This is a genomic window from Vibrio sp. QJM3NY_15, assembly GCF_057785995.1.
In genome coordinates this window covers 247,700-272,676 of the sequence record NZ_CM173517.1, presented here as the reverse complement: position 1 = coordinate 272,676, position 24,977 = coordinate 247,700, and the positions used below count along the sequence as shown (strand labels likewise).

Annotated in this window: 20 protein-coding genes and 15 tRNA genes; 13 read left to right on the top strand and 22 right to left on the bottom strand. The window is 45.3% G+C overall.

Going from position 1 to position 24,977, the window contains the following annotated elements:
• Positions 1–43: 43 nt before the first annotated feature.
• Together AC3CKG_RS01280 and tsaE are read right to left on the bottom strand one after the other, a co-directional pair.
• Positions 44–1,765, bottom strand: a complete 1,722-nt coding sequence (locus AC3CKG_RS01280; RefSeq protein ID WP_488528705.1) for an N-acetylmuramoyl-L-alanine amidase — start codon at positions 1,763–1,765, stop codon at positions 44–46.
• Positions 1,759–2,223 (bottom strand): tRNA (adenosine(37)-N6)-threonylcarbamoyltransferase complex ATPase subunit type 1 TsaE, encoded by a 465-nt coding sequence (tsaE, locus tag AC3CKG_RS01275; protein ID WP_004735870.1) that lies wholly within the window; start codon positions 2,221–2,223, stop codon positions 1,759–1,761. The genes AC3CKG_RS01280 and tsaE overlap by 7 nt, the downstream gene beginning before the upstream one ends.
• A 240-nt stretch (positions 2,224–2,463) precedes the next feature.
• Here tsaE and queG point away from each other — a divergent pair, with 240 nt between their 5' ends.
• Positions 2,464–3,624 (top strand): tRNA epoxyqueuosine(34) reductase QueG, encoded by a 1,161-nt coding sequence (gene queG / locus AC3CKG_RS01270; protein ID WP_488528704.1) that lies wholly within the window; start codon positions 2,464–2,466, stop codon positions 3,622–3,624.
• Between the two features lie 611 nt (positions 3,625–4,235).
• On the opposite strand, the gene AC3CKG_RS01265 is transcribed toward queG, so the two are convergent.
• The 16 genes from AC3CKG_RS01265 to orn form a co-directional block, all read right to left on the bottom strand.
• Positions 4,236–4,311: transfer RNA gene (locus AC3CKG_RS01265), tRNA-Gly, on the bottom strand.
• 59 nt (positions 4,312–4,370) lie between these two features.
• A tRNA-Met gene (locus AC3CKG_RS01260) sits at positions 4,371–4,447 on the bottom strand.
• A gap of 87 nt (positions 4,448–4,534) precedes the next feature.
• A tRNA-Gly gene (locus AC3CKG_RS01255) sits at positions 4,535–4,610 on the bottom strand.
• Between the two features lie 58 nt (positions 4,611–4,668).
• Positions 4,669–4,745 (bottom strand) — tRNA-Met (locus AC3CKG_RS01250).
• A 52-nt stretch (positions 4,746–4,797) separates the two neighbouring features.
• Positions 4,798–4,873: transfer RNA gene (locus tag AC3CKG_RS01245), tRNA-Gly, on the bottom strand.
• Positions 4,874–4,931: 58 nt separating this feature from the next.
• A tRNA-Met gene (locus AC3CKG_RS01240) sits at positions 4,932–5,008 on the bottom strand.
• Between the two features lie 36 nt (positions 5,009–5,044).
• Positions 5,045–5,120: transfer RNA gene (locus AC3CKG_RS01235), tRNA-Gly, on the bottom strand.
• Between the two features lie 58 nt (positions 5,121–5,178).
• A tRNA-Met gene (locus AC3CKG_RS01230) sits at positions 5,179–5,255 on the bottom strand.
• Between the two features lie 51 nt (positions 5,256–5,306).
• Positions 5,307–5,382: transfer RNA gene (locus AC3CKG_RS01225), tRNA-Gly, on the bottom strand.
• A 59-nt stretch (positions 5,383–5,441) separates the two neighbouring features.
• A tRNA-Met gene (locus AC3CKG_RS01220) sits at positions 5,442–5,518 on the bottom strand.
• Between the two features lie 36 nt (positions 5,519–5,554).
• A tRNA-Gly gene (locus AC3CKG_RS01215) sits at positions 5,555–5,630 on the bottom strand.
• A 58-nt stretch (positions 5,631–5,688) separates the two neighbouring features.
• Positions 5,689–5,765: transfer RNA gene (locus tag AC3CKG_RS01210), tRNA-Met, on the bottom strand.
• A gap of 103 nt (positions 5,766–5,868) precedes the next feature.
• Positions 5,869–5,944 (bottom strand) — tRNA-Gly (locus AC3CKG_RS01205).
• 58 nt (positions 5,945–6,002) lie between these two features.
• Positions 6,003–6,079 (bottom strand) — tRNA-Met (locus AC3CKG_RS01200).
• A 52-nt stretch (positions 6,080–6,131) separates the two neighbouring features.
• Positions 6,132–6,207: transfer RNA gene (locus AC3CKG_RS01195), tRNA-Gly, on the bottom strand.
• 180 nt (positions 6,208–6,387) lie between these two features.
• The gene (gene orn / locus AC3CKG_RS01190) at positions 6,388–6,933 is read right to left on the bottom strand and encodes an oligoribonuclease (protein WP_017107429.1); all 546 of its coding nucleotides are present in this window, start codon (positions 6,931–6,933) and stop codon (positions 6,388–6,390) included.
• Positions 6,934–7,082: 149 nt separating this feature from the next.
• Between orn and rsgA the strand changes: the two genes are divergently transcribed.
• The 5 genes from rsgA (at position 7,083) to AC3CKG_RS01165 (ending at position 14,124) form a co-directional block, all read left to right on the top strand.
• Positions 7,083–8,138, top strand: a complete 1,056-nt coding sequence (gene rsgA, locus AC3CKG_RS01185) for a small ribosomal subunit biogenesis GTPase RsgA (protein WP_017107428.1) — start codon at positions 7,083–7,085, stop codon at positions 8,136–8,138.
• Positions 8,139–8,263: 125 nt separating this feature from the next.
• On the top strand, positions 8,264–9,175 hold the full coding sequence (gene asd / locus AC3CKG_RS01180; protein WP_102485578.1) for an archaetidylserine decarboxylase: 912 nt from the start codon (positions 8,264–8,266) through the stop codon (positions 9,173–9,175).
• A 297-nt stretch (positions 9,176–9,472) separates the two neighbouring features.
• A complete protein-coding gene (locus AC3CKG_RS01175) occupies positions 9,473–10,888 on the top strand; it encodes a DASS family sodium-coupled anion symporter (RefSeq protein ID WP_372112846.1) in 1,416 nt (471 codons plus the stop codon).
• A gap of 296 nt (positions 10,889–11,184) precedes the next feature.
• Positions 11,185–13,065, top strand: coding sequence for a methyl-accepting chemotaxis protein (locus AC3CKG_RS01170; protein ID WP_488528703.1), 1,881 nt, complete (start codon positions 11,185–11,187; stop codon positions 13,063–13,065).
• Between the two features lie 171 nt (positions 13,066–13,236).
• Entirely contained in the window at positions 13,237–14,124 is an 888-nt protein-coding gene (locus tag AC3CKG_RS01165; RefSeq protein ID WP_372331529.1) for an EamA family transporter, read from the top strand.
• A gap of 53 nt (positions 14,125–14,177) precedes the next feature.
• On the opposite strand, the gene epmA is transcribed toward AC3CKG_RS01165, so the two are convergent.
• Entirely contained in the window at positions 14,178–15,149 is a 972-nt protein-coding gene (epmA, locus tag AC3CKG_RS01160; RefSeq protein ID WP_488528702.1) for an elongation factor P--(R)-beta-lysine ligase, read from the bottom strand.
• Between the two features lie 468 nt (positions 15,150–15,617).
• On the opposite strand from epmA, the gene frdA reads away from it, so the two are divergent.
• From frdA to frdD, 4 genes are read left to right on the top strand one after another with little or no spacing between them, the layout of a single operon-like run.
• On the top strand, positions 15,618–17,441 hold the full coding sequence (gene frdA / locus AC3CKG_RS01155; protein ID WP_488528701.1) for a fumarate reductase (quinol) flavoprotein subunit: 1,824 nt from the start codon (positions 15,618–15,620) through the stop codon (positions 17,439–17,441).
• Complete coding sequence (locus AC3CKG_RS01150) at positions 17,441–18,205, top strand: succinate dehydrogenase/fumarate reductase iron-sulfur subunit (RefSeq protein ID WP_009847917.1); 765 nt, start codon at positions 17,441–17,443, stop codon at positions 18,203–18,205. Before frdA ends, AC3CKG_RS01150 begins: the two co-directional genes overlap by 1 nt.
• Before the next feature lies 1 nt (position 18,206).
• Positions 18,207–18,590: a fumarate reductase subunit FrdC gene (frdC, locus tag AC3CKG_RS01145; RefSeq protein WP_061019340.1), complete on the top strand. Its 384-nt coding sequence runs from the start codon at positions 18,207–18,209 to the stop codon at positions 18,588–18,590.
• 11 nt (positions 18,591–18,601) lie between these two features.
• On the top strand, positions 18,602–18,979 hold the full coding sequence (frdD, locus tag AC3CKG_RS01140) for a fumarate reductase subunit FrdD (RefSeq protein ID WP_009847918.1): 378 nt from the start codon (positions 18,602–18,604) through the stop codon (positions 18,977–18,979).
• A gap of 425 nt (positions 18,980–19,404) precedes the next feature.
• Here frdD and efp read toward each other — a convergent pair whose 3' ends face one another.
• Positions 19,405–19,971, bottom strand: a complete 567-nt coding sequence (efp, locus tag AC3CKG_RS01135; protein WP_009847919.1) for an elongation factor P — start codon at positions 19,969–19,971, stop codon at positions 19,405–19,407.
• A gap of 33 nt (positions 19,972–20,004) precedes the next feature.
• On the opposite strand from efp, the gene epmB reads away from it, so the two are divergent.
• From epmB to AC3CKG_RS01120, 3 genes are all read left to right on the top strand, one after another.
• Positions 20,005–21,027 (top strand): EF-P beta-lysylation protein EpmB, encoded by a 1,023-nt coding sequence (epmB, locus tag AC3CKG_RS01130; protein WP_099167225.1) that lies wholly within the window; start codon positions 20,005–20,007, stop codon positions 21,025–21,027.
• Between the two features lie 13 nt (positions 21,028–21,040).
• On the top strand, positions 21,041–21,586 hold the full coding sequence (locus AC3CKG_RS01125; protein ID WP_102328505.1) for a prepilin-type N-terminal cleavage/methylation domain-containing protein: 546 nt from the start codon (positions 21,041–21,043) through the stop codon (positions 21,584–21,586).
• Between the two features lie 104 nt (positions 21,587–21,690).
• Positions 21,691–22,179, top strand: a complete 489-nt coding sequence (locus AC3CKG_RS01120) for an MgtC/SapB family protein (protein WP_017108670.1) — start codon at positions 21,691–21,693, stop codon at positions 22,177–22,179.
• 126 nt (positions 22,180–22,305) lie between these two features.
• Here AC3CKG_RS01120 and AC3CKG_RS01115 read toward each other — a convergent pair whose 3' ends face one another.
• On the bottom strand, positions 22,306–23,784 hold the full coding sequence (locus AC3CKG_RS01115) for a sensor domain-containing diguanylate cyclase (RefSeq protein WP_488528700.1): 1,479 nt from the start codon (positions 23,782–23,784) through the stop codon (positions 22,306–22,308).
• A gap of 235 nt (positions 23,785–24,019) precedes the next feature.
• Entirely contained in the window at positions 24,020–24,577 is a 558-nt protein-coding gene (locus tag AC3CKG_RS01110) for a VC2662 family protein (RefSeq protein ID WP_029223230.1), read from the bottom strand.
• Positions 24,578–24,977: the final 400 nt, after the last annotated feature.

The window sequence follows — 24,977 nt, the reverse complement described above, 5'->3', positions numbered from 1 at the left end:
GTTACCTTACTGCCACTGATGGAAACATGTCTGCGTTAAAAGCTTATTTGTGCGGAATAATCAACACCTGACCCACTGCTAGGCTGTCAGATCGTAGCTTATTCGCTTGGCGAATGCTGTTGACGCTCACGCCGTATTTAGAAGCAATCTTACCTAGGTAGTCACCTCTTGCGACTTTATGTTTACGCAGAGGTACGTCTTTCATTTCAACCGTAATACGTAGCTTCTGGCCTACTCTCACGGTTTCAGACTTCAAGCGGTTCTCACGTTTGATATCTGTAACTCGAACTTTATAACGGCTGGCTATCTTGCCTAGATACTCTCCAGACTTAACCGTGTGAGTGATGGTCTTAGTTTTCACTGCACTGCTTGATGACGAACCTGAAGCACTACTTGGGATCTTAAGTACTTGACCGATCGCTAGGCTGCTCGATTTCAGATTGTTGAGTTTCATCAAGGTCTGCGTCGACGTGCCATATTTGCTCGCAATTACCGATAATGACTCGCCACGAGACACTTTATGTTGGCTCACACCACCCGTTGATGACGTTGCATTAGACAAGATAATCCCTTCAGGCGGGTTAGCCTTCAAATATTTAACGACCGCTTTAGTCACTGCTCGTGCTAATTTATCTTGATGCGAGCGTTGGAAAAGAAGCTTCTCTTCCGTCGGGTTTGAAATAAAGCCCGTCTCGACCAATACCGATGGTATCTGTGGTGAACGCAATACCGCTAAACTGGTATTGATTGGCTTGCTGTTATGAAGCTTAGCGACCTTACCCATCTCAGACAGAATCGTTGTTGCAAGCTTATAGCCCTCTTTTTGAGAGTGGCTGAACTGCAAATCAAGCAGAGTTTGGTTTACGTTTTTATCATCAATGTTGCCAGTGAAAGCTGCACCGCTACCACCGAGCAATTCAGACTGTTTCTCTTTGTTCTCGATCCAGCGCGAGATCTCTGTATTGGCGCGTCGAGTATTCAACACAAACACCGAACCACCTCGTGGTTGCGGGGTCGTAAACGCATCCGCGTGAATAGAGATAAACAAGTGAGCTTCATTTTCACGAGCAATCGCAACACGTCGGTTAAGGTTTACAAAGTAGTCGGCATTGCGAGTCATGCGAGTTTTGATCCCCGGGACGGCATTCAACTGTGCAGCAAGCTTGTGAGAAATACTCAGAGTCGCATTCTTTTCATATTTACGAGATGGGCCGATTGAACCTGGATCTTCACCGCCGTGGCCAGGGTCAATCACGATCAGAATGTCTTTCTGACGTTTAACCTGATTAATATTTTTGTTAACTGTTGGCTTACTCGGCTTCGAAGCTGTTGTTCCCTTGCTTGTCGCACCATGAGGGAAATCAATCACTAAACGGTGCCCATACTGACCACCAGGAGTCGGGCTCAGTTTAAACAAATCGGCTTTAGAGGATTTCTTCAACTCGAAAACCAAGCGATAGGTATTTTTGTCTGGCGGGGAACTCTTACGAACTTTCGACAGAACGGGGCTATCCTTCACCACAACAGGTAACTTGGTCGCAAGATTGGTATGTTTTAAATCGACCACTAAGCGACTCGGGCTACTCAAAGTAAAATAGCTAAAGTCCGCTTCTGATTTAAGGTCGATAACCACACGAGTTTCTTCAGGTGAAGGCCAAACCCTCAACCCTTTCAATGAGTTTGCAGAAACAAGTGAAGAAAACAGTAAAGAAAAAACAGCAGCCATTACGGCTACTGATGAAAAAAGGCGTTTAGAAATCAACATAACTCCAACTGACTAAGTAAGCGCTGTCCGTATTCACTATTAGCGGTTAAAGAAACAATACGGTGATCGTCTTGGTAACGAATATCAATATCCAAATCTGCTTCAGGTAGCATCCCATAACCTTTCTCAGGCCATTCAACCAAACAAATAGCGTCTGGAGTAAAGTAATCACGGATACCCATGAACTCCAACTCTTCAGGATCGGCCAAGCGATAAAGGTCAAAGTGGTACACCTGCCAATCTGCAAGTTGGTAAGGTTCAACTAGAGTATACGTTGGGCTCTTTACATTTCCTTGATGGCCAAGTGCTTTTACAAAGCCACGACTGAACGTCGTTTTTCCTGCGCCAAGATCACCATGCAGATAAATAGTCGTCTGCTGTGAGCAAAGATTAGAAAGCTCCGTTCCTAGTTGAATCGTTGCTTGTTCATCTTTCAAAGTAAATTGTTTCGTGCTCATGAATACGTTCTCTAAAAATCGATCGTTGACTATATAAAAATCAAAAGAACAAGAATAGTAAACCGTGATGCTTTTGGGAGACAAGCACTCAAGTGTAAGTTCTATGAAAAATACTGCTCAAAACACGTCTGTTCTGGTTAATCTCGTAAAGATCCGTTAAGATCCGCCCCCATTTTTGCCGAACCTAATTTTAATTAGCCTTATCTCTAATTGTAAAACAGAGAAAATAAGAATTAAGCCATGAATCTAGACCATCTTGCTGAACAAATTAAAATCTGGGGAAAAGAGCTCGGCTTTCAAAAAGTTGGCATCTGCGATGTTGATTTAAGTGAACACGAAGCCCCTCTTCAAGCATGGCTAGATGCTGGCAACCACGGCGAAATGGATTGGATGGCTCGACATGGAATGATGCGTGCACGTCCTGATGAACTTCATCCAGGGACCATTCGAGTAATCAGCGCTAGAATGAATTACCTACCACCAGAAGCTCAGTTTGCATCCAACCTAAACGAGACCACTCAGGGCTATATCAGCCGTTATTCTTTAGGCCGCGATTATCACAAATTGTTCCGTAACCAGTTGAAAAAGCTGGGACAAAGAATTGAGAAAGAAGTTGAGGGATTTGACTCACGTCCTTTCGTGGATTCAGCGCCTATTTTGGAAAGACCGCTCGCTCAAAAAGCGGGGCTGGGTTGGACAGGTAAACACTCGTTAATTCTCGATAAAGACGCGGGCTCTTGGTTCTTCCTAGGCGAACTGTTGGTTAACATTCCTCTGCCAGTCGATACACCGAGTGTCGATGAGTGTGGGAAATGTACCGCATGTATCACATCCTGCCCAACGGGTGCCATTATCGCCGACGGTGTTGTCGATGCGCGTAAGTGTATTTCGTACTTAACCATTGAATACGATGGTGTGATCCCGGAAGAATTTAGAGACGCAATTGGTAACCGTATTTATGGTTGTGATGACTGTCAGTTAGTTTGCCCGTGGAATCGTCATGCCGAACTCACAGAGCAAACAGACTTTCATCGTAGAGAAGATTTCCAAGAGGCCGATCTCGTTTCACTTTCAAGTTGGGACGAAGCCACCTTCCTAAAGAAAATGGAAGGCTCAGCAATAAGGCGTATCGGACACACCCAATGGTTGCGCAATATCTTTGTTGCTATGGGCAATGCGCCATTTCAACAACGCATTATTGAAACACTAGAATCTCATCAAGGCAAAAACGACATGTTGGATGTGCATATTGAGTGGGCTTTGAATAAACAACTACAACAGTTACCCAACGCTAGCGGCGTGCAAGAAGATAACTGTGTGCAAAAAAATAGCAGCAAAATCTCCACCAAAAAGCACCGACTAATACGCATTGTTGAGAAAGGCCTGCCAAGAGACGCCTAGCCCTTTAAGCACCAACGATTGGCTAGTTAACCTGCCTAAATAGTCCAATATTTAAGACAACCCGTTGCACATAATATTAGAACAATGTTTGACCTTGTTCTCAATTTTGGCAATGTGGAAAAAATTAAAATATTTCGTAAACTTTCAACACCCGCATAAAGTTAAACACAAAGCCCATAAATGATTAAGATCAAAAAACAACAAGTTAACGATCTTTAGCTCAATCACAAGCCAAGTGACAATCCAATATAAAACAACAGGTTACAGAGAGCTGTGTTTTACTAACGCATTGAAATAAAGAAAGATCTTTTTGAGATATGTAAAGAATTAAGTCTGAAATAACTTTATCAACCAAGTTATCCACACCTAACATTTTGTGGATAAGTCTGTTTATAGATGTGAAAAACCTCAAGTATCTGCTTCAGAGACCTGATGTTTACTAGCATTCCAGTTGCTAAGAAAAATTTAAGACAAAAAAATATCCACCATGATGGAGGATTATTTGCTTTTTTGGGGGATTATGCTTCGCAGCATTAAAGAAAGAGCGTGACCGGTAAGGTCGTCTTTAAACGCTGTGGTTTAAAGAGTTTTGTTTACCATGAAGAGTAAACTGGAGCGATACATCGGGTTCGAACCGATGACCTCAACCTTGGCAAGGTTGCGCTCTACCAACTGAGCTAGTATCGCATAAGCTAACCGTTCATCTTGCCTGCTAAGAAGCATCAAACCAACGTTTAACTGTAATGTGGTTGCGGGAGCCGGATTTGAACCGACGACCTTCGGGTTATGAGCCCGACGAGCTACCAAACTGCTCCATCCCGCGTCCGGATGCATTGTTTAAGACAATGAGACTAAACCATTTTCATTCTGAGCAAGGCTCTAAGAATACTACTTCTTGTTCGAATAAAAGTGGAGCGATACATCGGGTTCGAACCGATGACCTCAACCTTGGCAAGGTTGCGCTCTACCAACTGAGCTAGTATCGCATAAGCTAACCGTCCATATTCTCTGCTAGAAGCATCAAATCAACGTTCAACTGTAATGTGGTTGCGGGAGCCGGATTTGAACCGACGACCTTCGGGTTATGAGCCCGACGAGCTACCAAACTGCTCCATCCCGCGTCCGGATGCATTGTTTAAGACAATGAGGCTTCCTCTCTCTTCGAAAAGAAAGTGGAGCGATACATCGGGTTCGAACCGATGACCTCAACCTTGGCAAGGTTGCGCTCTACCAACTGAGCTAGTATCGCATAAGCTAACCGTTCATCTTTCTGCTGAGAAGCATCAAACCAACGTTCAACTGTAATGTGGTTGCGGGAGCCGGATTTGAACCGACGACCTTCGGGTTATGAGCCCGACGAGCTACCAAACTGCTCCATCCCGCGTCCGGATGCATTGTTTAAGACAATGAGGCTTTAAATTGGAGCGATACATCGGGTTCGAACCGATGACCTCAACCTTGGCAAGGTTGCGCTCTACCAACTGAGCTAGTATCGCATAAGCTAACCGTTCATCTTTCTGCTGAGAAGCATCAAACCAACGTTCAACTGTAATGTGGTTGCGGGAGCCGGATTTGAACCGACGACCTTCGGGTTATGAGCCCGACGAGCTACCAAACTGCTCCATCCCGCGTCCGGATGCATTGTTTAAGACAATGAGACTGTTCTCAAAAAAGAGAGTATTTGGAGCGATACATCGGGTTCGAACCGATGACCTCAACCTTGGCAAGGTTGCGCTCTACCAACTGAGCTAGTATCGCATAAGCTAACCGTCCATCTTGTCTGCTAAGAAGCATCAAATCAACGTTCAACTGTAATGTGGTTGCGGGAGCCGGATTTGAACCGACGACCTTCGGGTTATGAGCCCGACGAGCTACCAAACTGCTCCATCCCGCGTCCGGATGCATTGTTTAAGACAATGAGGCTTTAAATTGGAGCGATACATCGGGTTCGAACCGATGACCTCAACCTTGGCAAGGTTGCGCTCTACCAACTGAGCTAGTATCGCATAAGCTAACCGTCCATATTCTCTGCTAGAAGCATCAAATCAACGTTCAACTGTAATGTGGTTGCGGGAGCCGGATTTGAACCGACGACCTTCGGGTTATGAGCCCGACGAGCTACCAAACTGCTCCATCCCGCGTCCGGATGTTTCTCTTTTCGCATCATTACCGTTTAAGACAATGAGACTAAACCATTTTCATTCTGAGCACTTTCTCAAAGAGACAGCTTCTAAGAATAGAATTTGGAGCGATACATCGGGTTCGAACCGATGACCTCAACCTTGGCAAGGTTGCGCTCTACCAACTGAGCTAGTATCGCATAAGCTAACCGTTCATCTTTCTGCTAAGAAGCTTCAAACCAACGTTCAACTGTAATGTGGTTGCGGGAGCCGGATTTGAACCGACGACCTTCGGGTTATGAGCCCGACGAGCTACCAAACTGCTCCATCCCGCGTCCGGATGCATTGTTTAAGACAATGAAACTGTTCTCTAAAAAAGAGAGAATTTGGAGCGATACATCGGGTTCGAACCGATGACCTCAACCTTGGCAAGGTTGCGCTCTACCAACTGAGCTAGTATCGCAATCTGAAAACGTCTTTCGCCGTTCAGGGCTGCGAATTATAAGAGCATTTTTTTGTGATGCAAGTCCTTAATGCAAAAATCAGCAAGTTTTTACTCAACTGCTGAAAAAGCACACAAAATTGCAAAAAAAATGCCCTGTATGTACCTGAAAAGTTAGATAAACGTGATCATTCAATCAGATTAGATGCTAATGATTGTTTTTCGGTAGTACTGAAGCTCTGCAATCGACTCTCGAATATCGTCTAGTGCAAGGTGGCTTCCTGATTTAGAAAAACCATCGAGTACTTCAGGTTTCCAACGACGCGCAAGCTCTTTCAAAGTGCTTACGTCGACATAGCGGTAGTGGAAGTACTCTTCCAACTCTGGCATGTGCTTGTATAGGAAACGGCGATCTTGGCCGATGCTGTTACCACAAATAGGCGATTTACCTTTCGGTACCCACTTTTCAAGAAACTCAATCGTTTGTTTGATTGCGTCTTGCTCTGAAACGGTGCTTTCTTGAATTCTCTTTACTAAACCGCTGCCAGTATGAGTTGTCGTACACCACTCATCCATCTTATCCAGTTCACTCTGAGGTTGGTGAATGGCCAAAACAGGCCCTTCAGCCAGAATGTTGAGCTCACTATCTGTAACGATAGAAGCAATTTCAATAATTTTATGAGTTTCAGGATCAAGTCCTGTCATCTCTAGATCAACCCAAATAAGGTTCTGATCGCTAAAGGACATAAGGCGTCGCCTATTTGTTTATGTGTAAAAGAGGTACTATACCCAAATAACTATACTCAAACTAGCTTTAGGGCCATCGAAATCAGTGGCACCAATAACATCCTGTTTGAGTCCTCAATCATCAAGTTAGATGTGTTAAGTGAAAAATTGTGGCTAAAAAAAAGAAGTTAACCAAAGGTCAGGTACGTCGCGTACGTAGCAACCAGAACAAGCGACTCAAGAAAGAAGATTCTATCCAGTGGGATGAGAACATGCTTGGCGGAACAAAAAGCGGACTCGTGATTACGCGCTTTGGTCAACATGCTGATATCGAAGATCTTGAAACCAACGAAGTTCACCGTTGTAACTTACGTCGTAGTATCGAAACGTTAGTTTCCGGAGACAAAGTAACTTGGCGCGCAGGGCTTGAATCAATGGCTGGCATCTCTGGTGTTGTCGAAGCCGTTGAGCCTAGAACATCAATGCTAACTCGTCCTGACTACTATGACGGCTTAAAACCGGTTGCCGCAAACGTAGACCAAATGGTTATCGTTTCAGCTGTACTACCAGAGCTATCACTTAATATCATCGACCGCTACTTGATCGCCTCTGAAACGGTGAATATTGCTCCTTTAGTTGTACTCAATAAAGTCGACTTGCTGACAGAGCAACAAATTAGCGAATACCGCGAAACGCTGAAGATATACGAGAAAATCGGCTATAAAGTCATGTTCGTGAGTAAAGAGTCGGGTTACGGCATCAAAGAGTTGGAAGCTGAACTGAAAGATCGTATCAACATTTTCGTTGGTCAATCTGGCGTAGGTAAATCCAGTGTAGTGAATGCACTGATGCCAACATTGGACATTGAAGAAGGGGCAGTTTCTGAAAACTCAGGACTGGGTCAACACACCACCACAGCAGCGCGTTTGTATCACTTCCCTTCTGGTGGTGATCTTATCGATTCCCCTGGGGTACGTGAATTCGGCCTATGGCATTTAGAACCCGATGAAGTCACAGATGCTTTCATTGAATTCAAGCCATACCTAGGTGGCTGTAAGTTCCGCGATTGTAAACACAATGACGATCCAGGATGTCTTCTGCGTGAAGCCGTTGAAGACGGAAAAATTAGCCGCTTACGCTTTGCTAGCTACCACCGCATTATTGAAACAATGGCTGACAACAAAGATAACCGTCAGTACTCACGAAGCAAGAAAGCCGATCTCTAATCGCGTTTTTGTGAACAAATGTGTGCATTTACTGACAATTGGCGCGAATTTAAGTAACATCTCGCGCCCTAAACCGTCATCGACAGATTTAATTGAAAAACAATTAGCATTGGAAAATTAATACAATGGATAAGATTAAAGTTGGATTGCAGTACTGGATCCCACAGCATGGGCTAACTCGCCTAGTCGGTAAACTGGCATCTGCTAAAGCGGGTGGCTTAACGACAGCGATCATTAACTGGTTCATCAAGCAATACAAAGTAAACATGGATGAAGCTCTGCATAGCGATCCAAAACACTTTAAAACATTCAATGAATTCTTCGTACGTGAATTGAAAGAAGGCATGCGCCCTATCGCAGAAGGTGACTCTGTTATTGTTCACCCTGCTGATGCACGTGTAAGTCAGTTTGGCCCAATTACTGACGGTCAACTGATTCAAGCTAAAAACCACAACTACTCAGCTCGTGAACTATTGGGTGGTGATGCTGCTCTAGCCGATGAATTTAAAGACGGCGAATTCGCAACGCTTTACTTGTCGCCAAGTGATTATCACCGCGTGCACATGCCATGCGATGGCACACTGCGTCAGATGATCTACGTTCCAGGAGACCTTTTCTCAGTAAACCCGCTAACGGCAGAGAACGTTCCAAACCTATTCGCACGTAACGAGCGTGTAGTTTGTATCTTTGATACTGAGTTTGGCCCAATGGCACAAGTACTGGTTGGTGCAACTATCGTAGGTAGCATCGAGCAAGTATGGGCTGGCACCATCACGCCACCTCGCGGTAACTCAGTTTACAAGTGGGATTACCCGGCACAAGGTGATAAATCTATTATCTTGAAAAAAGGCGAAGAGATGGGTCGCTTCAAGCTTGGTTCAACGGTTATCAACCTGTTTGCTAAAGATGCAATCAAGTTTGACGAAACTATGCAGAATGGTGAGAAAACCGTTCTAGGCACCCCTTTCGCGCACATTGCGGGTAAAGAAGTTGAGACTGAAGCTGTTGATTCAGCAGAGAACACTGACCAAGCTTAACGGTTTGAGTTAGCTCATTTAGTCTTAAAGGCGCGTTATTTTTCTATATTTAGAGAAGAACGCGCTTTTTTCTTATCTAGTTCCAGACACTTCCCTCCAAGAGTTCAACAAGCCTAACTACCGACAACCTTACTCCCAACGAGCAGGACGTCGAATTGTCCAGAAAAAAGATTGACCAAAAGCAAAACAACTGCCGAAACCTTAAACAACTTTTCGATTTTACAACCCGTCTCCAAGTACCAAAAATCCAGATAACTTACTCTATTTGAAGATATTTTTTTCATAGGGTCTTTGTACATGCCTAAACTCAATATTGGCGTTCTGGTCAAGCTGTTGATTTGTTTTGCGATTCCCTTAGGCGTGTTATTCATGCCGATAGATTCAATACCAATCGATGATCTCACACTGATTCAACACCGCCTGTTGGCGATATTCTTATTAGCAGCCCTGCTGTGGGTGCTTGAGCCTGTTCCGGTATTCGCCACCTCAATTCTTATCATTGCACTTGAACTGGTGATGATCTCCGACAAAGGCCTGCACTTATTTAGAAATCCACCAGCAGGACACGATCTCGGTGAGTTAATCAAATATACCGACATCTTCGGTGCATTTTCGTCACCAATAATCATCCTTTTTATGGGTGGCTTTGCTCTTGCGATATCCGCATCCAAATACGAACTCGATAACAACTTAGCACGAGTATTGCTCAAACCGTTTGGCACGGAACCGCGCTTCATTATGCTCGGCTTAATGCTGATCACCGCCGTGTTCTCGATGTTCATGTCGAATACCGCCACAACGGTAATGATGCTCGCATTGCTAGGTCCTATCGTAGCCTCTGCGCCAAAAGGCGACATGGGGATTAAAGCGCTCGTGTTGTGTATTCCAATCGCCGCCAATACCGGTGGTATCGCAACACCAATAGGTACACCACCCAATGCGATCGCACTGCAATACCTAACTGGCGAAAACAGTATCGACTTCCTTAGTTGGATGATGATGGGCTTACCCTTTGTGATCATCCAACTGACCATCGCTTGGTTCCTTCTACAAAAATTCTTCCCTTCTAAAGAAAGAAACATGGTCCTCAAGCTAGATGGTCAATTTAGAAAAAGTTGGCGAGCGATTGTGGTTTACATCACCTTCGCTGCGACAATCTTATTGTGGATGACCACCAAACTGCACGGCATGAACACTTATGTGGTATCGATCATTCCACTGGCAGTGTTCACTCTGACCGGCATCATGGGCAAAGAAGAGCTCAAGCTGATTAACTGGGATGTGTTGTGGTTAGTGGCAGGGGGCATTGCGATTGGTATTGGCTTAGACAAAACAGGACTAGCTGCCGCATTAGCGCACGCGATTGATTATGAATCGCTCTCGCCTGCTGCTGTGGTACTGACACTATCTATCGTGTGTTGGTTAATGGCGAACTTCATGTCGAACACCGCGACTGCCAACTTGTTGATGCCGATAGCGGCTGCAATTGGCGCGTCCATGGAAAGTTTGGTCGCGATTGGCGGCTTACAAGGCTTGTTAGTTGTGGTCGCCTTCTCCGCATCACTCGGTATGATTCTTCCAGTATCGACACCACCCAACTCACTGGCTTACTCAACTGGCCTCATCGAAAGCAAAGACATGGCGAAGATGGGCATCATCTTAGGTATTGTCGGCTTGTTAATGGTCTACCTCGCGTTGTTCATCATCACCTAATAGACGTTCAACGATCACTTTTATTCCGACTAAGGCGCTAAATGTAAATTTAGCGCCTATTAACGCTATCTCACGCACAATGACCACAACAAGTGATTGAAATTTAACTCAATAAATAACTGTGACTTTACTTCACTGTTTTACAAAAATCAGAGTAAATATATTTAGAATTTATGATTTTAAACACATTCATTCTGCCTAAGACAACGGCAATATACCCCCATAAGAAACACACCACTTCAATATCAAGTACGTCACCGTAGTTAGGTTTTTGTCTAATAAGAGAGGAATGGACCTTGAGACATACTATTAAGTTTAAAATTCAGATCGCGATTGCGGTCATAATTGCCGTCGTAAGTGGCGCTCAAGCCTGGATATCGGTTAATCAGCTGACTCAAGAGACTGAAGTCGCGATCAACCAAGAAATGAAAAATGTCAGTGTTGGCACCACCAATTACATTGCCGACTGGCTCTCTATCCGCAGTGATATGATGCTTGCCAATGAATCGACTATTTCAAGCAACAGTAACTCTGACCGCGAGTTATTGATCACCAAACAAGCCGGGCAATTCCTATCTGTTTATGCAGGATTCAGCGATGGCACTATCGCTTATGGCGACAAAGGTGAAGATTGGCCAGCAGGCTACGACCCACGCACCCGTCCTTGGTACAAAGACGCCAACGCAACATCAGACCTCATCATTACCGAACCTTATCAAGACTTTGACGGCAGCATTGTCATCAGTTTTGCCAAAGCATTCAGTGGCAATAGACAAGGTGTTCTCGCGGCAGATTTAACTGTAACCAGCATTATCGATACAGTCCTCAATGTAAAACTGGATAACGATGGCTTTGCGTTTTTAGTCGATGGCAACAACAACATCGTTGCCTACAGCGATGAAGCGCTGAGTCAAAAACCATTGATCAGTTTGAATCCAGAGCTAACAACCAACAAGGTTTCACAACTGCTCCAAGACCAGGTGATCACTACTCTCACTTGGCCTGGTCAAGGCGATAAGCTGGTCTACATGGCCAATGTTCCGAATACCGATTGGTCGCTAGGCATTGTTATCGATAAAGAGATGGCGTTTTCTGCAGTATCCGATGCCATTCAATTCATCACGCTGACCTCTTTGGTTTTGTACATCATCATTTCAATTGCGAGCACAATGGTGATCAACCGCCTGCTTTCTCCATTACAAACATTGTCTACAGCGCTAACTCAGCTCGCTCAAGGCAGAGGCGATCTCACTCAGCGCATTGATATCACACGTATGGATGAGATTGGTAAACTTGCCGAGCTTGTGAACCAGTTCTTAAGCCAGATGCAAAGCATGTTGAAGGGCGTGATAGAACACAGCCACGATCTCAACAATCATGCAGAGAAAGCCAATCAACTGGCTACCCAATCTTCGATTAGCGTTGAGAATCAACAAAACGATATCAACCAAATTGCGACCGCGATTCATGAGATGTCCGCCACCGCAGCCGAAGTGGCTAGCCACGCCGAATTAACGGCATCCGCTTCTCAGGCATCCGCTACCGCTTGTAACGAAGGCCAAGAGGTAATCCAACAAAACCGCGATGCGATTACTGGCCTAGCAACACAAGTTGAAGATGCAGCCAATGTTATTCGTGAATTAGAGAGCAATGCTCAAAGCATTAACCAGATCCTCTCCACCATTCAAGGCATTGCCGAACAGACCAACCTGTTGGCATTAAATGCTGCGATTGAAGCCGCTCGAGCAGGTGAACAAGGTCGTGGATTTGCGGTTGTGGCCGATGAAGTGCGCGTGTTAAGTCAGAGAACGCATGGCTCGACCGAAGAAATTCGCGTGATGATTGATACGCTGCAGAAAAACACCGAACATGCTGTTGAAAGCATGACCACCAGCACTCAACTGGCAGAGAACAGTGTTGGCTTCGCTGAGCAAGCCCATGGCAGCCTGACTAAAATCACGCAAGCGATCACTGAAATCAACGACATGGCGCTGCAAATAGCCAGCGCTGCAGAAGAGCAACGCGCGGTGAGCGAAGACATCAGCCGTAATACGCAAGGAATCAAAGATGCCTCTGACGATTTGGCACAACAGGCGGAAAGCAGTCGCAATAGCTCAAATGAAATGAGCAGCGCTGCTGAATCGATGCGCCAAGATGTGGAACGCTTTAAAGTATAAAGCCTCGCTAGTCAGACAAGCGAAACGGATAACCGGAACAAAACAGTAACTGAGGATCAAGGCGGTAACTGAGCAGCAAAGCGGTGCTTTTATTAAGAATCACTTTGTTCTCGGTTCGGTTTGATGCATATTGATGAGCTAATTTATCCCAGACACAAGGATGTTATTCAGATGGGATTCGAATGGTTAGCTCTTGCTGCCGCTTTTCTTTGGGCGATTGCGAGCCTGATGTCAGTAAAGCCTGCTCAACACTTAGGTTCTTTCGCCTATAGCCGTTGGAGAATGGGTTGTACCGCGATCATCTTATCGAGCATGGCTTGGTTTACCGGTGGTTGGTCAAGTGTGGAAGCTGACTTAATCACACCTATGATGCTGTCAGGCCTGATTGGTATCTTCATTGGTGATACTGCCCTATTTGCCTGTTTGAACCGAATGGGACCGCGCCAAGCGGGTTTGCTGTTCTCTTGTCACGCCGTGTTTTCGGCGATTCTCGGTTACTTCCTATTTAGCGAAAGCATGACTTCGGTAGAGCTGATTGGCTCGGCTTTGGTGTTTAGCGGCGTGTTAACCGCGATATTCTTTGGTCGTCGAGGACAAGCGAACAATCAACTCGAAACCATTAAGGGAACAGTGTGGATTGGCGTTGCGTTAGGAATCACAGCGGCGATTTGCCAAGCATTGGGCGGTATTATTGCCAAGCCTGTGATGCAAACCAGTATCGACCCAATAGCCGCCTCTGCCATTCGAATGATCACCGCCTTTGTGGCTCACTCTCTGTTCCGTTTAACGGGAGCGAAGCTTTCACGCGCACTTAACCCAATGAATAAGCAGATATTCGCGATTACCGCTGTTAACGGCTTTCTAGCGATGGCGGTGGGGATGACGCTGATCTTGTATGCGCTGCAGGAAGGCAATGTCGGTATGGTCGCTCTGTTATCTTCAACCACGCCCATCATGTTGTTACCGATACTCTGGCTGTACACCAAACAGAGACCAAATGCCTACGCTTGGATCGGTGCCATTGTTGCTGTAGTGGGTACCGGTATTCTAGTCAGCTAGTGAAGCGGATAGTTAATGACGATTAATTATCCGCTAAAAACAAAAGCAAAAAACTAAGAACGCGGGAAAGGAAAAGCCGTCACATCATCGATGTGATCGTAGCCCAGCGCCAGCATGATCAGACGGTCGATACCTAAAGCCACACCCGCACAGTCTGGCAAGCCCGCTTTTAACGCCTCAATCAAATGATGATCAATCGGTTGAGGTGATAATCCCATCTCAATACGCTTGGCATTATCATCTTCAAAACGCTGCAGTTGTTCTTGTGGTTTATCTAACTCATGGAAGCCGTTAGCCAACTCGATACCTTTGAAATACACCTCAAAGCGATCGGCGACTCGTGAATCGTTTGGGTTGATCTTAGCTAACGCTGCTTGTGATGCTGGGAAGTCATACACAAACGCAGGCACCTGCTGGCCTATTTTCGCCTCAACACCAATACTAAACAGCAGTTGCAATAAGGTATCGCGGTCTTGTTCTGGATCTGCAATATCGCTGAGCCCTAGTTTCGCGGCAGCCTGCTTTAAGGTATCCATCGAATCTTCTAATGGACACACACCCAGTACATCAATAAAGGCTTGTTGGTAAGTCATTCGCTCCGCGAAACCTGATTTAAGTACCTGCTGTAACAGCCGATCCATCTCATCCATCAGGTCATGATGATCAAAGCCAACGCGATACCACTCCAACATGGTGAACTCAGGGTTATGGTAACGGCCGTTTTCTTCATTACGAAAAGACTTACAAATTTGGTAGATACAACCACTGCCCGCCGCTAACAGCCGTTTCATATGAAACTCTGGGCTCGTCATAAAGAACAGTGGCTGGCCGTGCGCATAACCCGGCCCTACGAATTCAGTTTTGAACGTATGCAAATGCACATCCGTCACCGTGGCGTGGCTCATGGCCGGTGTATCCACTTCCATCACGCTTCGCTCTGCAAAAAACTGGCGAATTTGATTAAGGATATCAGCACGTTGCTTTAACTGCTTAATGGTTGCGGCGGGTTGCCATGTGGAGTGCATTATCAAGTTCCATATCACTGAATTCTAGGCGACGAAAATTACCACCTTTCGTCTCTTTTGTAAGCATCTATCTGTCTATTGATGAAAGCAAAATGTTGTTTTAATGAAGCCAGAAAATTACGTTCTACAATACAATTATCAATACAGCTTCCACATCAACATTGATAACGAAAATCATACTCAACAAGCCGTTAACACCAGTCCTGTGGGTTAATCGTTATCAACAATTGATTGCCGTGATTGCAGTCACATAACCTATAAATTCTATGCCTCCATATGCATTACCGAAGCAAAAACCTAAATACATCAATTTTTGAAACGCCCTCCTCTTTTACACTGAGCCTACCACTTAAGGCTTAGGGGTGATGATCGGTTGATGCCGTTTACGTACTATTAATTAGTAAGTGCCACCAATAAGCTTTTTTATAATAACAAGCGGAATACTCCGCATCACACTGGAGAATAACTGTGAAGACAATTACCACAGATATCGCAGTCATCGGCGCAGGCGGCGCTGGTCTTCGTACAGCTATCGCTGCGGCTGAAGCTAATCCTGAATTGGAAGTAGCACTGATTTCTAAAGTTTACCCAATGCGTTCGCACACGGTAGCGGCAGAAGGCGGTTCAGCAGCAGTAATTAAAGACGAAGATAGCCTAGATAACCACTTCAACGATACTGTTGGCGGTGGTGACTGGCTATGTGAACAGGATGTTGTTGAATACTTTGTTGAAAACTCGACTCGCGAAATGATCCAAATGGAACAATGGGGCTGCCCATGGAGTCGTAAAGAAAACGGTGAAGTAAACGTACGCCGATTCGGCGGTATGAAGGTAGAAAGAACGTGGTTCGCAGCGGATAAAACTGGCTTCCACATGCTTCATACACTGTTCCAGACTTCGATGAAGTACGACACAATCAAACGATTTGATGAGTACTTTGTGGTGGATTTGATCGTTGAAGATGGCGAAGTACAAGGCCTTATCGCGATTCATATGTCTGAAGGTGAGCTTGTTACGATTAAAGCGAAATCTGTTGTTCTAGCAACCGGTGGCGCAGGTCGTGTTTACCACTGTAATACCAACGGCGGCATCGTAACTGGCGACGGTATGGCAATGGCTTATCGCCACGGTGTTCCGCTGCGTGATATGGAGTTCGTTCAATACCACCCAACAGGCCTACCGGGCACTGGCATCTTGATGACCGAAGGTTGTCGGGGTGAAGGCGGTATCATCGTCAACAAGAACGGCTACCGTTACCTGCAAGATTACGGTATGGGCCCTGAAACTCCAGTGGGCGAACCGAAAAACAAATACATGGAACTGGGTCCTCGTGACAAAGTTTCTCAAGCATTCTGGCACGAGCAGCAGAAAGGCAACACCATCAAGCACCCACTTGGTGATGTAGTACACCTTGACCTTCGCCACCTTGGTGAAGAGTACCTGCAAGAACGTCTACCGTTTATCTGTGAGCTTGCAAAAGCGTACGTAAACGTTGACCCAGCAAAAGAGCCAATCCCAATTCGTCCAACCGTTCACTACACCATGGGTGGTATCGAAACTAACGGCACGTGTGAAACTCGCATTAAAGGCCTATTCGCCGTTGGTGAGTGTGCTTCAGTTGGCCTACACGGTGCAAACCGCCTAGGGTCTAACTCTTTGGCTGAGTTCGTGGTATTTGGCCGCGTAGCCGGTGAACAAGCAGTGAAACGTGCTGCTGAATTCAAAGGCTGGAATGAAGACGCTATCGCTAAGCAAATTAAAGCGGTTGAAGATCGCATCGCAGGCATGTTAGCTCAAGAAGGCGATGAGAACTGGGCTGACATCCGTACTGAAATGGGTCACACCATGGAAGCAGGTTGTGGTATCTACCGTCAAGAAGACTTGATGCAAGAAACCATCAACAAGATCACGGAACTGAAAGCTCGCTACAAGAAGATCAGCATTAAAGACAAAGGCAAAGTGTTTAACACTGACCTACTTTACGCTATCGAAGTGGGTTACGGCCTTGAAGTTGCAGAAGCGATGGTTCACTCAGCGATCCTTCGTAAGGAATCTCGCGGTGCACACCAACGTCTAGACGACAACTGCACAGAACGTGATGACGTGAACTTCCTGAAGCACTCTCTCTCTTTCTACAACGAAGATGCAGCTCCAACCATCGACTACAGCGGCGTTAAGATTACTAAATCTCAACCTAAAGCTCGTCTATACGGTGAAGCAGCAGAGAAAGCCGCTGCCGCTGAAAAAGCAGCAGAAGAGAATGCTAAGAAGAGCGAAGAGGAGCAAGCATAATGTCAGCGAATCGAATCCAAAAAATTGAAATCCTGCGTTATGACCCTGAGCACGATGCAGAACCTCACTTTCAAACCTTTGAAGTTCCATTTGATGAAACCATGTCGGTACTTGATGCGATTGGTTACATCAAAGATAACCTAGATAAAGACCTGTCTTACCGTTGGTCTTGTCGTATGGCGATTTGTGGTTCTTGCGGCATCATGGTTGATGGCGTACCAAAACTGGCATGTAAGAGCTTCTTACGTGATTACCCGAATGGCTTCAAGATCGAGCCTTTGGCCAACTTCCCAATCGAGAAAGATTTGATTGTCGACATGACGCCGTTTATCGAGCGCCTTGAAGCAATCAAGCCTTACATCATTGGTAACGACCGTAAACCAGAAGACGGCACTAACATCCAAACTCCAGAGCAAATGGCGAAGTACAAACAGTTCGCTGGCTGCATCAACTGTGGTTTGTGTTACGCAGCGTGTCCTCAGTTTGGTCTAAACCCTGAGTTCATCGGCCCTGCGGCACTTGCTCTTGCTCATCGTTACAACCTAGATAGCCGTGACAATGGTAAAGCTGAGCGCATGAAGCTTATCAATGGCGACAACGGCGCTTGGGGCTGTACGTTTGTTGGTTACTGTTCTGACGTATGTCCGAAGAAAGTAGACCCAGCAGCAGCTGTAAACCAAGGCAAAGTTGAGTCTTCAATGGACTTCGTTATTTCGATGTTCAAGCCTGATGGATCGCAAGTAAAAACAGCAGAGGAGGCATAATATGAGCAATCGTAAGCCTTATGTTCGTGAGATGAAGAGAACGTGGTGGAGCAACCATCCGTTCTACCGCTTCTACATGCTACGTGAAGCGACTGTACTGCCTTTGATTCTATTCACTCTGTTCCTAACCTTTGGTTTGGGTGCACTAGTGAAAGGTCCTGAAGCTTGGGCTGGTTGGTTGAGCTTTATGGCTAACCCTATCGTTGTTGGTATCAACATCGTGGCACTGCTAGGCAGCTTACTGCACGCTCAGACCTTCTTCAGCATGATGCCTCAAGTAATGCCAATCCGTCTTAAAGGTAAATTGGTAGATAAAAGAATCATCGTACTGACCCAGTGGGCAGCGGTGGCATTTATTTCTTTAATCGTTCTGATGGTGGTGTAAGGAGCTTCGTTATGAACACAAATTACAATGTTAACCACAATCCGAAACGCTCTGATGAACCAATCTGGTGGGGCCTATTCGGCGCTGGTGGTACTTGGTTCGCGATGATCACACCAATCACGATCCTAGTGCTGGGTATCTTAGTGCCAATGGGCATTATCGATGCGGATGCAATGAGCTACGAACGCGTCTCTGAGTTTGCCACCAGCATTATCGGTGCGCTATTCATCATCGGTACGCTAGCACTGCCAATGTGGCACGCAATGCACCGTCTTCACCACGGCATGCACGACCTTAAGTTCCACGTCGGCGTTGCAGGTAAAGTTGGCTGCTACTTCGTTGCAGGCCTAATCAGCGCGTTGTCTGTTATCTTCATCTTTATGATTTAAGAGCAGATACGGGATTCGAGTAAACGAGTATCGAAGAGCTTAAAAGCAGAGCTAGGTTATCCAGCTCTGCTTTTTTATTGTTTGTCGAATATCTTATCTCTCTGACTCGCTCTGATCTTCCTGCTTTTCGTATCTCGCATCCCGCTTACTCTAATCTGCTCTTTCAGCTCTTCGTATCCCGGATCTCGTTTACGCGTATCTGCCCTTCAAGCTCTTCGTATCTCGCATCTCGTTTACTCGCATCTGCCCTTCAAGCTCTTCGCATCCCGCATCCCGCTTACTTGTATCTGCTCTTCAAGCTCTTCGTATCTCGCATCTCGTTTACTCGAATCTGCTTTTCCTGATCGTCAGATACAAAAAAGGCCGCTCATAAGCGACCTTTCTTATTTCATTGAGCCATCCTAAACAAGATGGGCACAATCAAATTATTTTACACGACCAACGTATTCGCCAGTACGAGTATCAACTTTAACAACTTCACCGATAGCGATGAATAGAGGTACGCGAACTACCGCGCCTGTTGCTAGAGTTGCAGGTTTACCACCAGTACCCTGTGTATCGCCTTTCAGGCCAGGATCGGTTTCAGTTACTTCGATCTCAACAAAGTTTGGCGGAGTAACAGTGATAGGGTTATCATTCCACAACGTTAGAGTACAAACGTCATTTTCAACTAACCATTTTGCTGAGTCAGCGACTGCTTTTACGTCTGCTGCGATTTGCTCAAATGTTTCGTTGTTCATGAAGTGGTAGAATTCGCCATCGTTGTATAGGTAGCCTAGTTCAACGTCAACAACATCTGCAAGCTCGAAGCTTTCGCCTGACTTGAATGTTTTCTCTAACACTTTGCCTGACAGCAGTTTACGAAGTTTTACACGGTTAAACGCTTGGCCTTTACCTGGCTTAACGTATTCATTGTCGATAATTGCGCAAGGCTCGTTATCTAACATGAATTTTAAACCGCCTTTGAATTCATTGGTGCTTACTGACGCCATGATTTTCTCTTCCACATCTTTGAGTTAATTTCAATGCCGCATATCATAACCCGAAAAGTCGAATCTGTTGAGCAAAACTGGCTCAAACAACTATCGAATGCGATCTCTGACCCGACAAAACTGCTTGAAGCATTGGAAATAGACCCAACACCGTGGCAAGCAGGGTTTGCTGCTCGTGAGTTATTTGCCCTTCGGGTGCCCCTAAGTTTTGTCGAGCGAATGGAAAAAGGCAACCCTCACGATCCATTACTGCGTCAGGTATTACCTTTAAGCGAAGAGTTCGAAGTACACCAAGGTTATTCGGCTGATCCACTGGAAGAACAAGACAACGCGATCCCAGGGCTGCTGCACAAATATAAAAGCCGCGCGCTAATGATCGTAAAAGGTGGTTGCGCCATCAACTGTCGCTACTGCTTCCGCCGTCACTTCCCTTATCAAGACAACAAAGGCTCAAAGTCAGTTTGGCAAGTCAGCTTAGACTATGTGGCTCAACATCCTGAGATCAACGAAGTGATCTTGTCTGGCGGCGACCCTCTGATGGCAAAGGACAGCGAGCTAGATTGGCTTATCCATGCCATCGAACAGATTCCGCATGTGACAACCGTTCGTATCCATAGCCGTTTACCTGTCGTGATCCCTGCCCGAGTGACGGATGAACTGTGCCAATTGTTAGCTCAAACTCGCCTCAATGTGGTGATAGTCAGCCATATTAATCATGCCAACGAGATTAACTTAGAGCTCAAGCAAGCCTTCTATAAGTTGAAGCAAAGTGGTGCGACTCTACTCAATCAAGGTGTGATGCTAAAAGGCGTAAATGACAGCGCTAACTCGTTGAAAGAATTAAGCAAGAAGCTATTCGACGCCGGTATTTTACCTTACTATATGCATGTACTTGATAAGGTTCAGGGCGCTGCTCATTTCTATATTTCTGATGAAGAAGCCAAGCACCACTTCAAAGGCTTGATCTCTGAAGTTTCTGGCTACCTAGTACCAAAGCTAACTCGCGAGATTGGCGGCCGCAGCAGCAAGACGCCACTCGACCTACACATTGAATAAAGAAGTAGTATCAATGAAACACACGAGCTCAGTCACTCCACCAGCAATCACATCCCGACAAGCGTCTAAACTCAGATCAAAAGGCTTCACCATCATTGAACTGGTCGTGGTCATCGTGATTCTGGGTATTGTTTCGGTGACTGCAGCCTCTAAGTTTCTCAACCTTCAAACCGATGCTCGTATCTCAACATTAAATGGCCTCAAGGGCGGAATGGAAGGTGCTAGTGCTATGCTTTATGGTAAGACATCAGCATTAGGCTTAGATAAAGCAGCTAGCGCATCGATTAACGTTGAGGGTGACAATATTTCAGTCGTCTACGGCTACCCAGCAGCAATCAACAGCGACGCTTGGTCAATGCTCATCGAATCCACCTTTCTTGATGCTGAGTGGGGAGTCGGTAATGCAGATTGGTACTTTACGAACAGTAATGACAAAGATGGAAAAATTATCTACGCTCCAGCAAGTCGTAAAAAGGTAGGGGAAAACTGCTATCTTGAGTACCAAGAAGCGACCGAGACGACCACACCAGTATTCGCACTAACCACGACAGGCTGCTAGCGCTTCATCATTAGCACCAACCGTTAAGACAAAAATTTTTTGTTCGATCGTCCGGTCTATTATTAGCATACTCGGCTCTATTCTAAATTCTTAGGAGGGGTGATATGTCACAATTTATAGAACAAACTCTCAACCTTGCCCCCTTTAGCTGGGCAGGCCTTGCAGCATGTATGCTGTGTGGATCGTTGATAGGAATCGAAAGACAAACTCGTGGTAAACCCGTCGGAATCCGAACGTCGATTCTGATCATCAGCGGTACCTATTTCTTCCTCACCATGGCGATTAGCCTATCCCCCAACACTCTCGATCAAGCTCGTGTGCTTGGTCAGATAATTACGGGGGTTGGATTCCTTGGTGCTGGGGTAATGATGACATTGGATGGAAAGATTCATGGTGTCACCTCAGCCGCCATTATTTGGGTGTTGGCGGCGTTGGGGATGATGATTGCGTTAGGGCACCTTTCGCAGTCGGTTATCATCACGCTAATGGCATTGGTGATTTTGCTTGGGGTCGACAAGGTCGAGAACAGCTTCCAAAGCCTACGTCGTGGTGTTCACCAAAAATGGATGAATAAAGGGCGAATGAAAAAATAACAACTCCCCCCCCCCTCTTCATCAAATCAAATCAAATCAAATCAAAAAGCCTAGTTGGAAAACAACTAGGCTATTCGCTTGTTCATTTATTCGTTTAGAAACGTATTCCAAACCAAAGCACAACTCTTAGTACACGTGAATCAGCACTTGATTCTTACCCGAAGCTTTAGCCTTATAAAGCTGCTCGTCGGAACCGCGAATACTCTGGTTTTCCCACAAGTGCCCGACACTATCAAACTTATACAGTGAGTAAAGCGTCGCTCCACCTGAAACTGATATATCAATCTTGTCACCATTCGCACAACGATAACTTTGTAAATTAATGTCGTTTTGTATCCGCTCAAAAATCGACGTAAGCAACTCCGATGATTCGCCAGTAATAGCCACGACAAACTCTTCACCACCAAACCTGGCGACAATATCTTGTTGTCTAATGCTGTTCATCATCAACTGAGCAACATGACAAATCACTTCGTCTCCGATTTTGTGCCCATATTGATCATTTACCTTTTTAAAGTCGTCAATATCGAACACACCGAAGCCAATAATCGATGCTTCTTCTTGTGCTAACAATTTAGCTTCAAAGCCGCGTCGATTCATTAGACCCGTCATGGGGTCAAGCATCGCTAAATCATTCAACCGCTTGTGCTCTTGTTTGACATATACACGCCACAGCCATAAAGACAAGATGAAATACAACGCTAATAATATGACAAGCTGGACTCTTTCCATCTCCAAAACATGTAGAAAGTGCTCGATCTTATCTTCTTCAATGCTCAGGTATAGCTGGGTGTTAATGTCATCAACATACAGAGGCTTGGAATAGGTAAAGTCCATAAACCCGTACTTGTTTGCGCCTCGAGTACTCGTGACTTTATAGCCATGGGTAGGGTTCGAGACTAGATTAGAGACATATCCATCGACACCCAACACCCCTTTGAATTCACCATTAACGTAAATCCCCTTGGTTAAGGTCACCACTTTCTTACCTGTTAAGTAATCATCGTATTGGCCGGTGTACACCACTTGGTCTTGCCCTTGAGCTAAACCAAAGCGAATCGTATTAATCCAATATGGTCGGCTATTTACGACAGAGTCGAACGTATCACCTTTCATATATTGGGCAATATCAGAGGGAGAAGAGATAACAAACTTCTCTTTCGAAATGAAGTAGATCGCTGAGATGGTATCAATGGTATTGGCGAAATAAGCCATGGTTGGCGCGATAAACAGACGCTTACCGGCTTCAGTATGAAGATCCGACTTAGGGTCGCACATCTCGCTGGGGCCAGAGAACATAAAGTCAAAGCGAGGGGCATGCTGCTCTTCACTAGTGAAATAGCACGTTTCATCTTCGACCTTTTTCTCATGCGAGAATACATAGGTATCCCCATGCAATGGATAGAGCGCCGTGATGTTGTACTCAAGCGCATTTATGATCTGTGTGAGCTCCGCTAAAGAGCGTGTCACGCCTTGGTTTTCGATTCCATACTGTTTATCTGATTCTTCCGCTGAATCAACGAGCAACAAGCCCAAAACTACTAAAAAACTGGCGGTCAGACTTAAAAAAGCCTTTTTAAAATCGACGGTATGGGTATTAATCAAAGCATATAAATCATCGTTGGGAATTTATCGCACATTGTACTTATAAGTAAAAATACTGCAATAGCAAATATAAAACAGAATGCTTATTAAGTCATTTGAGCTATGTGCGTTAGGAATGGAAAACAATGACGCCTAAACTCAAGGGCTTAGGCGTTAATAGGTTTAAACATTGAAAGCTTTAAGCCTTACTAAAAAAAGCAACTCGCCAATAGGGAGCTGAAAGGCTCACTACAATTTACTTAGCAAAGTTCACAATAGGGAAGCACGGGAAGAAACCGTTATCAGCACAGTTGATCAAACCAATCTGTACGCCTTCGATCTTCGTTGTTTTGTTGAAAATACCCACTTGAACCGTTGACACTTCAGAAAGGTTAGCTGCACCAACATCAACCATGGTGTCGCCTTCAGAGTAGTTTACGAAGCTCACGTTCGCGCCTTTTACATCGTTAGTGATGTTTACAGCACCAAGGTTTAGACCCGTCGTTTTACCTGTATTCCAGTTGAAGAAACCAAGTGAAGCACCAGTCATCTCTTGGTTTACTTTTGATGCACCAAAAATGCCCAAGTTTACACCCGTCGTGGTTTGCGTCTCTGACATACCAACAACAGCAAGATCAAGGCCTTTAAGGTCGTTCACTTGTCCGTGAAGTAAAGCCAAGCGCACACCGCCAACCGCATCTGAGTCCGGTGCGTTGAAGCCGTTAATGGTTGAGAACATAACAGGCGAAGAAGCGAATGCAGCTGGTGCCATTACCGCGGCAGACACAGCAAGTACTGAAAGTAGTTTTTTCATTGGGGAAGTCTCCACTGACTATTATTAACTTGATTTATATATTATCAATCAAGCATTTATTATCCTTAATTAAACAGTTAGCCATGTTAGATTGATGTCATAACTGTACTGTTGAATATAAGCCGCTAAGTCATAAAGAGCAATATAAAGAAAGGGATACGGTGAGAGGTAAGAGTAGCCGTCAGCATACATTTCGATGCACAACACTAAAGGTTCCCTATCACGCTCGTGCCTCGCTGTAGGGAATGACGAAACGCAAAATAACTCCAGCTATAACAACTGTCATTCCAGAACTGAGGGACGAAGTATCTGGAATCTCAGAACACAAAAGTCCTCTGGTACGTATAGAAAAGATCAGTAGGGAGTGACAATTTCAAAACATAAAAAAACGGAGACCGAG